This is a genomic window from Bradyrhizobium sp. 4, from assembly GCF_023100905.1.
Classification (GTDB): domain Bacteria; phylum Pseudomonadota; class Alphaproteobacteria; order Rhizobiales; family Xanthobacteraceae; genus Bradyrhizobium.
Map to the genome: position 1 here is coordinate 2,810,084 of NZ_CP064686.1, position 8,162 is coordinate 2,818,245.

Consider the following 8,162-nt stretch of genomic DNA (forward strand, 5'->3'; position numbering starts at 1 on the left):
ATGCGGATTTGGGGGGCAGCGTTAGGGATTGGGCTGGCAGCGTCGTGCATCGCCCCCGCGCGGGCGCAGATTCCGTCGATCAATCCCGGCGTGATCCAGAACGACGTCGACCGGCAACGCCGGCAGCTCGAACAGCAGAGCGCGCCGCCCAAGCTCAACGGGCCGGCGGTGATTGGCGGCGAGCGGGAGAAGTCCCAGCTCCTGAAGCCGGGCGGGCCGAAATTTCGCCTGCGCAAGGTTGAATTCGACGCCTCCAAGTTCATCACGTCGGCCGAGCTCGACGAGATCGCGAAGAAGTATGTCGGCAAGAACGTCGACATCGCCTCGCTGCTGCAGCTCGTCGCCGACATCAACGCCATCTATACCGAGCGCGGCATCGTCACGGGCATCGCGACGCTGCCCGAGCAGGATGCCAAGGGCGGCATCGTCCGCGTCAAGCTGACCGAAGGCCGGCTGCAGAAGACGACCATCGAGGGCAACAAACAGACCCGCACCGAGTACATCCTTCAGCGCGTGAAGGAGCCCGAAGGCGAGGTCCTCGACGTTCCCAAACTCAACCGCGACGTGATCTGGTTCAACCGAACCAACGACGTGCAGATCAAGGCGCTGCTGCAGCCCGGCACGAGCTTCGGCCTGACCGATCTCCAGTTCGCCGTGATCGAGCCTCCGGTCGACACCTTGCAGCTCTTCACCGACAACCAGGGCGCGGAAAACACCGGGCGTTGGGAGGGTGGGGCCTTCTACAAGCGCCACGGCCTGTTCGGCGTCGACGACCGCCTGACCTTCTACGGCGTCCGTTCCGACGGTAACCTCAACGGCAACGTCGCCTACAGCATCCCGGTCAATCCCTGGGGCGGCCGCGCCGGCGTCAGCTATACCGAAGGCAAGATCAAGATCATCCAGGGACCGTTCGTCGCGCTCGACGTCACCGGACGCTCGAGCCAGGCCGCGGTCAATTTCAGCCAGCCGGTCTGGGTGACGCAGAACTGGCTGGTGCTGCTCAACGCCGCGGAGACCGAGGGCAAGACGGTCAGCCGCTTCGCCACGGTCGCCGTGACTCAGGATCACTACGACAAGGCCACGGCGGGTCTCTCGGTGACCAATTCCGGCAACACCTATTCGATCACGGTCTCGCCGGCGGTGAACTACATCACGTGGCAAGACCACGTGCTCGGCAATAATCGCACGTTCAACACCTATACCGGCTCGATGTTCGCGACCAGCGCCGCAGGGCCGGCGAATTTCAGCACCAACGTGCTGGCGAGCTGGCAGTACACACAGGAAAAGCTGCTGCCGGGCGACCAGATCTTCTCGATCGGCGGTCCCACCACCGTGCGCGGTTATCCCTCCAACTCGGCGTCCGGCGACAGCGGCTATTATTTCAACGCCGAGCTGCACTACAATTGGTCGCAATGGCTCAGGGGTTTCGACACCTACATCTTCACCGACTGGGGTGCGGTGTATTCGACCTTCCCCGGGATCACCGAGTTGGGCTCGGTCGGCATCGGCTTCTCCTGGACCTACGCCTCGTTCATGACGTTCGAGGCGAATTACGCGACGCCGCTGAAGATGGCGGTCTCGACCCAGAACCATTACGAGGCCTATGGCCGTGTCATCTTCCGGCCGTTGTTGATGTTCCAGAAGCAGGAAAGCACTGCGCCTGTCGCGGCAGTGGCCGGCAGGAGCAAGTCGTAGCTGAAGCTCTCTCCGTCGTCTTTGCGAGGAGCTCTTGCGACGAAGCAATCCAGACTGATTCGGCGGCAAGATTCTGGATTGCTTCGCTGCGCTCGCAACGACAGGCGATGGACTGCGAGGCGGTCTGATTAACGCCGCAACGTAAATTCTTCCGCGCCGCGCCGCTGCTCCCACTTCGCCTGTTCCAGCTCGGGCCGGTCGCATTCGACCTCCGGATAGCCGATGCAGAGATAGGCGATGAACTTCCAGGTGTCCGGGACGTCGAGACTAGCGTGGATGCGATCTGGATGGAGGATCGATACCCAGCCAAGCCCGATGCCCTCGGCGCGCGCGGCGAGCCACATCGCGGTGATCGCCGCGACCACGGAATATTCCGTCGTCTCCGGCATTGTCGCGCGGCCGAGGCCGTGACCGATGTCGCTGGCCTTGTCCGCGAACACGGCGAGGTGGCCGGGGGCCTGTTCGAGACCCGACAGTTTCAGCGTCGCATAGCGCGCGGCGCGCTCACCGGCATAGGCATTCAACGCGTCGGCGTTGCACGCTTTGAAGTCGTCGATCACGGCGCGACGCCGTGCGGCGTCGTCAACGATGACGAAGCGCCAGGGCTGGCTGAGGCCGACCGAAGGCGAGAGACAGGCCGTCTCGATCAGGCGATCGACGGCGCCGTCAGGCAACGGATCGGCGCGAAAGCGGCGAACGTCGCGGCGCCACACGAACAGCTCGCGCAAGTGCTGGCGGAAGGTGTCGTCGAATTCGACCATCGCATCACCCTCCGATCTGGAAAGCTGCGGCAACCAGCAGGATCAGGATCTCGCCGGCCTGCTCGAACGCGCCGAGGATGTCGCCGGTCTGCCCGCCGATCTGGCGGATGGCAAGTCGCGCCAGCATCAGGCCGGCGAGAGAGAGCAGGATCAGGCTCACCAGCGCCTTGCCCGGCCCAAGCGCGAGCACGAGCGCGAGGGTTCCAACAGCGAATGCGATCGCAACGCTGCGGCCCGGCGGTGATCCGGCGCTCGCCGACAGGCCGTCAGGTCGTGCAGGCGCGACCTGCGACATGAACGCCGGCAAGCCCGCGCGGGCCGCTGTATGCGCAGCGCACAGCGCGAGCGCGACGGCCCACGGATTGGCGATCGCCGCGAGCGCGCTCCAGCGCAGGCCGAACGACAGGATCAGCGCGCAGACGCCATAGGTGCCGATCCGGCTGTCGCGCATGATCTCGAGCTTGCGTTCGCGCGTGCGGCCGCCGCCGAGCCCGTCGGCAGTATCCGCAAGGCCGTCCTCGTGCAGCGCGCCGGTGACGAGGGCGGTCGCGGCCAGCGCGAGCAGGGCGGCGAGGCTCGATGTCAGACCGAACCGGCTGGCGATCGCATAAACCAAAGCGCCGGTAAGCCCGACCGCCAGCCCCGCAACGGGAAGCGCCCAGGTCGCGCGCGCGATGGCCCCATCGCCGGCTGGCTCCGACGAGGCGACGGGAAGGATCGTCACGAACGATGCCGCGATCCTGAGATCGCCGATGACGAATCGCAAAAGTTGGTCGCGCGGCATCATTTCAGCTTCATCGGCAGGCCGGCGACGACGAACTCGGCCTCGTCGGCAACGGCCGCGATGGCCTGGTTCATGAACCCGGCGGCGTCTCGGAAGCTCCGCGCCAGCGCATTGTCGGGGACGATGCCGAGGCCGACTTCGTTGGTGACGAAGACGACGGGGCTCTTCTGGGCGCGCAGGAAGACGGCGAGCTTCATGACTTCGTGATCCCAGTTGCGCTGCGCATGCATCATGTTGGAGAGCCACAGGGTCAGGCAGTCCACCAGCCTAGGGCCGCCGCCATCGGTTTCGATCAGCGCCTGCAGAAGATCAAGCGGTACCTCCCGCTCGATCCAATCGGTTGAGCGGCGTCTGCGATGCTTTTCGATGCGTGCTTCCATTTCCGCGTCGAGCGCCTCGGCCGTCGCGATGTAGACGGGTCGGCCCGGAAAGCTGCGTGCGCGCTTTTCCGCATGGGCGCTCTTGCCCGATCGCGCTCCGCCGGTGATCAAGATGACGGCCATAACGGTCTCCTGTCGGCCTGACTAATCACCAAACGCGGCCAAAGACAAAGCCGAAATCAGGCGGTCAGGGGCTTGCGTTCGGCCTTCGCTTTGCGCAACAGGGGCGGGACAGGAGACGGGTGTGGGTTTTGCGGGTGCGATGGCGGTTGCGATGGCGGTGGATGCCCTGTTGGGCTGGCCGTCGTGGTTGTTCGCGCGGATCGGCCATCCCGTCACCTGGCTGGGCTGGCTGATTTCTGCCATCGACACCGCCTGGAATCGACCGTCTGATCCGCCGGCATTTCGCCGTGCCGCTGGTCTCGCCGGTGCGCTCGTGGTGATCGCGCTCTCCGTCGCGCTCGGCTGGGCACTTCAGTCTCTGCTTCCCCTGGGCTGGATCCAGATCGTGCTGGTCGGCGTCCTGGCTTGGCCGCTGGCCGCCTTGCGTTCGCTGCACGACCACGTTGCTGCCGTCGCGAATCCCATGCGGGCCGGTGACATCGCCGCCGCGCGCGACGCGGTCTCGCGCATCGTCGGTCGCGATCCCCTGACGCTCGACGAGGCCGGCATCGCGCGCGCGGCGATCGAGAGCCTCGCCGAGAATGCATCCGACGGCATTGTCGCGCCCGTGTTCTGGGGCGCGCTGTTCGGCCTGCCCGGCATTTTGGGCTACAAGGCGATTAACACTCTGGACTCCATGATCGGCCATCGCTCCAAACGCCACGAAGCCTTCGGCTGGGCCGCAGCGCGCATCGACGATGTCGCCAATTTCTTTCCGGCGCGGCTGACCGGATTCTTGTTCGTGCTGTTGGCCCCACAGCGATCAGAGGCGCTGTCGTGCATGACGCGGGATGCACGCCGTCACCGTTCGCCCAATGCCGGCTGGCCGGAAGCAGCCATGGCGGGTGCGCTCGGCGTGCGGCTCAGCGGTCCGCGGATCTATCACGGCAGCACCACGAACGAGCCCTGGTTGAATGAAGGTGCGCGCGATCCGCTTGCCGCCGACATCGATCGGGGATTGACGGTTTACCGCCGCGCCATGCTGCTGCTCGCCGGCCTCCTTGCGATCCTGGCCTTCGCGTGAAAGAAGAGCACATGCGCGAGCACGGTGGAAATCTCGATCAGGCCCAGCAGCGCTTCGGCGGTCGCGCGGAGGACTGGATCGATCTGTCGACCGGGATCAACCGTCTGCCTTATCCCGTTGGCGAGGTGAGTTCGCGCGCGTGGAGCGCGTTGCCGTCGCGCGCCGAGATCGAGGCTCTGCATCGGGCGGCGCGGCACGCTTACCGCACGAGCGCGGCGGTTGTCGCGCTTGGCGGCGCACAGGCCGCAATTCAATTGCTGCCGCAACTCGCACCGGCCGGCCGCGCGCGCATCCTCGCGCCGACCTACAACGAATATGCCGGGGTCCTCTCGGCCGCGGGCTGGGAGGTCCAGGAGGTCCGGGAGCTCGACGCGCTGGTCGGCGCCGACCTCGCCATTGTCGTCAATCCCAACAATCCCGACGGCCGATGTCATACGCCAAAGGATTTGCTGGCCCTGCTGCCGCGCACCGGCCGTCTTGTCGTCGACGAGAGTTTTGCCGATGCGGCCCCGCAGCTATCGCTTGCATCCGAGGACCGGCCGGGGCTGCTGATCCTGCGCTCCTTCGGAAAGTTTTACGGCCTTGCCGGCCTGCGGCTCGGCTTCGCGCTCGGCAATTCGTCCGACATCGCCAAGCTTGCGGCGATGTCGGGACCTTGGCCGGTCTCGGGAGCGGCAATCGCGATCGGTTGCCGCGCTCTGCGTGACGATGCCTGGGCCGAGGTCACGTCCGCGCGGCTCGCGCGAGACTGCGGTCGCCTCGACGGTATGGTGCAGTCGCAAGGCTGGACGGTCATTGGCAGGACGCAGCTGTTTCGTCTCTACGCGACGCCTGACGCGATTGCCGCGCAGGAGAAGCTGGCGCGTCGCCATATCTGGTCGCGCGTGTTCGCGCGAGAGCCGACATGGCTACGCCTCGGGCTTCCGGGCGGCGAACCCGAATGGACGCGCCTGGCCGAGGCTCTAGCGCGCTAGCGCGAGCAGGCCTTCGACGTCGAGATGGCCTTCGATGTGATCGGCAAGGGCATCGAGCGCGCTCTCGACCCTGGCGTGATAGGGCTCGTCGCCGGCGGGAATGTCGAGCTTCGCCAAAAACGCCTTGCGGAACTCATCGGACGTGAACAGGCCATGCAGATAGCTGCCCTGCACGCGTCCGTCGCGCGAGATCGCGCCCTCCGGGTCGCCGTTCAGCTTTGCGAATGGCCGCGCGCGATCCGGACCATCGGTGCGACCGATGTGGATTTCATAAGCCTGAATCGGCTGATCTGTCGCGGCGTGCACGGCCGCAACGCGCGTCAGCGTCTTCTCCGAGCTCATCACCGTTTCCACATCCAGAAGCCCGAGACCCGGAGTGTCGCCGGCGGGGCCCTCGATTCCATCGGGATCGGTGACGCTGCGTCCCAGCATCTGGTAGCCGCCGCAGAGGCCGAGCAATTGGCCGCCTCTGCGGTGATGCGCCAGAAGATCGATGTCCCAGCCTTGCGCGCGCAGAAAGGCGAGATCGCCGCGGGTGGATTTCGAGCCGGGGATGATGACGAGCCTGACGTCGCCGGGAATGGCCTCGCCCGGCCGCACCATCACGAGATCGACGCCAGGCTCGAGCTTGAGCGGATCGAGATCGTCGAAATTGGCAATCCGCGACAGCGCGAGACAGGCGATCTTGCATTGGCCCGGCTTGCGCGCATCGCTCAGGCCCAGCGCATCCTCGGCCGGCAGCTCGCCGGCGCGCGCGAACCAGGGCAGCACGCCAAAGCCGCGCCATGCGGTCTTTTCTTCGATCAGCTTATAGCCGTCGTCGAACAGCGTGGGATCGCCGCGGAACTTGTTGATGACAAATCCCTGGATCATCGCGGCATCATCCGGGTCGATCACCGCCTTGATGCCGACGAGTTGTGCGATGACACCGCCGCGGTCGATGTCGCCGACCAACACGACCGGCACATCGGCCTTGCGCGCAAAACCCATATTGGCGATGTCGGCGTTGCGCAGGTTCACCTCGGCCGGACTGCCGGCGCCTTCCACCAGCACGAGATCGGCGCGCGCCTTCAGCCGCTCGAAGCTCTCCAGCACAGCGCCCATCAATGACGGTTTCATCGCCGCATATTCACGCGCACGCGCGGTCGCGATGCGTTTTCCCTGCACGATCACCTGCGCGCCGACATCCGTCTCGGGCTTGAGCAGCACCGGGTTCATGTCGGTGTGCGGCTCGACGCCGGCGGCGAGCGCCTGGAGCGCCTGGGCGCGGCCGATCTCGCCGCCGTCGACGGTGACGGCAGCATTGTTCGACATGTTCTGCGGCTTGAACGGGACCACGCGCAGGCCGCGTCGCACAAAGGCGCGCGCGAGGCCGGCGACGATGAGCGACTTGCCCACGTCCGAGCCGGCCCCCTGAATCATCAATGCGCGCGCCATCGCGAGCTTCTCAGAACTCGACGCCGGCTTGCGCCTTGATGCCTGAGCGGAAGGGATGCTTGACCAGCGTCATCTCGGTGACGAGATCGGCGATCTCGATCAGTTCGTCCTTGGCGTTGCGGCCGGTGAGCACGACATGCGTCATCGGCGGCTTTTGCGTCGTCAGGAAATCGACGACTTCGGCGATGTCGAGATAGTCGTAGCGCAGCGCGATGTTGATCTCGTCGAGCACGATCATGCGGAGATTCTGGTCGAGGATCAGCTCCTTGGCCTTCTCCCAGCCGGCGCGCGCGGCGGCGATGTCGCGGGTGCGGTCCTGCGTCTCCCAGGTAAAGCCTTCGCCCATGGCGTGGAATTGGCAGAGGTCGCCGAAATGGCCGGTGAGCATGCGGCGCTCGCCGGTATCCCAGGCACCCTTGATGAACTGCACGACCGCGCAGGGGAAGCCATGGGCGACGCAGCGGACGATCATGCCGAAAGCCGAGGAGGACTTGCCCTTGCCAGCGCCGGTGTGGACGATGATGAGGCCCTTTTCGCCGCTCTTGGTCGCCATGATCTTGTCGCGGGCGACCTTCTTCTTCGCCATTTTCGAGGCGTGACGGGCGTCGGTTTGGTCGCCCGTCTGGGTATCCGGTTCTGACGTCATCGGACGGGGTCCTTCGGCTTGACAAGAGGCGGTGGGGGGCAAATGGTGGCCCCGCGTTGGTTCCTGTCCTACGACAGGCGAAGAGGGAATGCGATAGGGTCCGAATCGGCAAGATTTGGTTCCAAAATGCAGCCGCCCCCGCGACCGTGACCGGAGAGATGCCCGAAGCCACTGATCCCTTGGGGATCGGGAAGGCGGGGATCGAAGGGGAAACCCTGCTCCGGAAGCCGGGAGACCTGCCAGCGTGGACGATTTTGGACCGGCGGACGGGGTGTTCCGCGACGGGGAAACGGGCCTTC

At 65.7% G+C, this 8,162-nt stretch carries 8 protein-coding genes and 1 riboswitch; of the genes, 3 read left to right on the forward strand and 5 right to left on the reverse strand.

The features are described 5' to 3' along the window. Nucleotides 1-1,695, forward strand: coding sequence for a ShlB/FhaC/HecB family hemolysin secretion/activation protein (locus IVB45_RS12815; RefSeq protein ID WP_247359762.1), 1,695 nt, complete (start codon nt 1-3; stop codon nt 1,693-1,695). Nucleotides 1,696-1,823: 128 nt separating this feature from the next. Here the strand turns inward: IVB45_RS12815 and bluB are convergent, their stop codons facing one another. From bluB to cobU, 3 genes are read right to left on the reverse strand one after another with little or no spacing between them, the layout of a single operon-like run. Beyond that, nucleotides 1,824-2,456: a 5,6-dimethylbenzimidazole synthase gene (gene bluB / locus IVB45_RS12820; RefSeq protein WP_247288979.1), complete on the reverse strand. Its 633-nt coding sequence runs from the start codon at nt 2,454-2,456 to the stop codon at nt 1,824-1,826. Nucleotides 2,457-2,460: 4 nt separating this feature from the next. Beyond that, nucleotides 2,461-3,243 (reverse strand): adenosylcobinamide-GDP ribazoletransferase, encoded by a 783-nt coding sequence (gene cobS, locus IVB45_RS12825; protein ID WP_247359761.1) that lies wholly within the window; start codon nt 3,241-3,243, stop codon nt 2,461-2,463. Further along, nucleotides 3,240-3,743, reverse strand: coding sequence for a bifunctional adenosylcobinamide kinase/adenosylcobinamide-phosphate guanylyltransferase (gene cobU, locus IVB45_RS12830; protein ID WP_247359760.1), 504 nt, complete (start codon nt 3,741-3,743; stop codon nt 3,240-3,242). The genes cobS and cobU overlap by 4 nt, the downstream gene beginning before the upstream one ends. A 121-nt stretch (nt 3,744-3,864) precedes the next feature. Between cobU and cbiB the strand changes: the two genes are divergently transcribed. Further along, complete coding sequence (gene cbiB / locus IVB45_RS12835; RefSeq protein WP_247359759.1) at nt 3,865-4,806, forward strand: adenosylcobinamide-phosphate synthase CbiB; 942 nt, start codon at nt 3,865-3,867, stop codon at nt 4,804-4,806. A gap of 11 nt (nt 4,807-4,817) precedes the next feature. After that, on the forward strand, nt 4,818-5,780 hold the full coding sequence (gene cobD, locus IVB45_RS12840) for a threonine-phosphate decarboxylase CobD (RefSeq protein WP_247359758.1): 963 nt from the start codon (nt 4,818-4,820) through the stop codon (nt 5,778-5,780). Here the strand turns inward: cobD and IVB45_RS12845 are convergent. After that, nucleotides 5,769-7,217 (reverse strand): cobyric acid synthase, encoded by a 1,449-nt coding sequence (locus IVB45_RS12845; RefSeq protein WP_247359757.1) that lies wholly within the window; start codon nt 7,215-7,217, stop codon nt 5,769-5,771. The genes cobD and IVB45_RS12845 overlap by 12 nt on opposite strands. Before the next feature lie 10 nt (nt 7,218-7,227). Continuing rightward, nucleotides 7,228-7,863: a cob(I)yrinic acid a,c-diamide adenosyltransferase gene (gene cobO / locus IVB45_RS12850; protein ID WP_247359756.1), complete on the reverse strand. Its 636-nt coding sequence runs from the start codon at nt 7,861-7,863 to the stop codon at nt 7,228-7,230. 40 nt (nt 7,864-7,903) lie between these two features. Next, nucleotides 7,904-8,122: riboswitch (cobalamin riboswitch) on the forward strand. Nucleotides 8,123-8,162 lie beyond the last annotated feature (40 nt).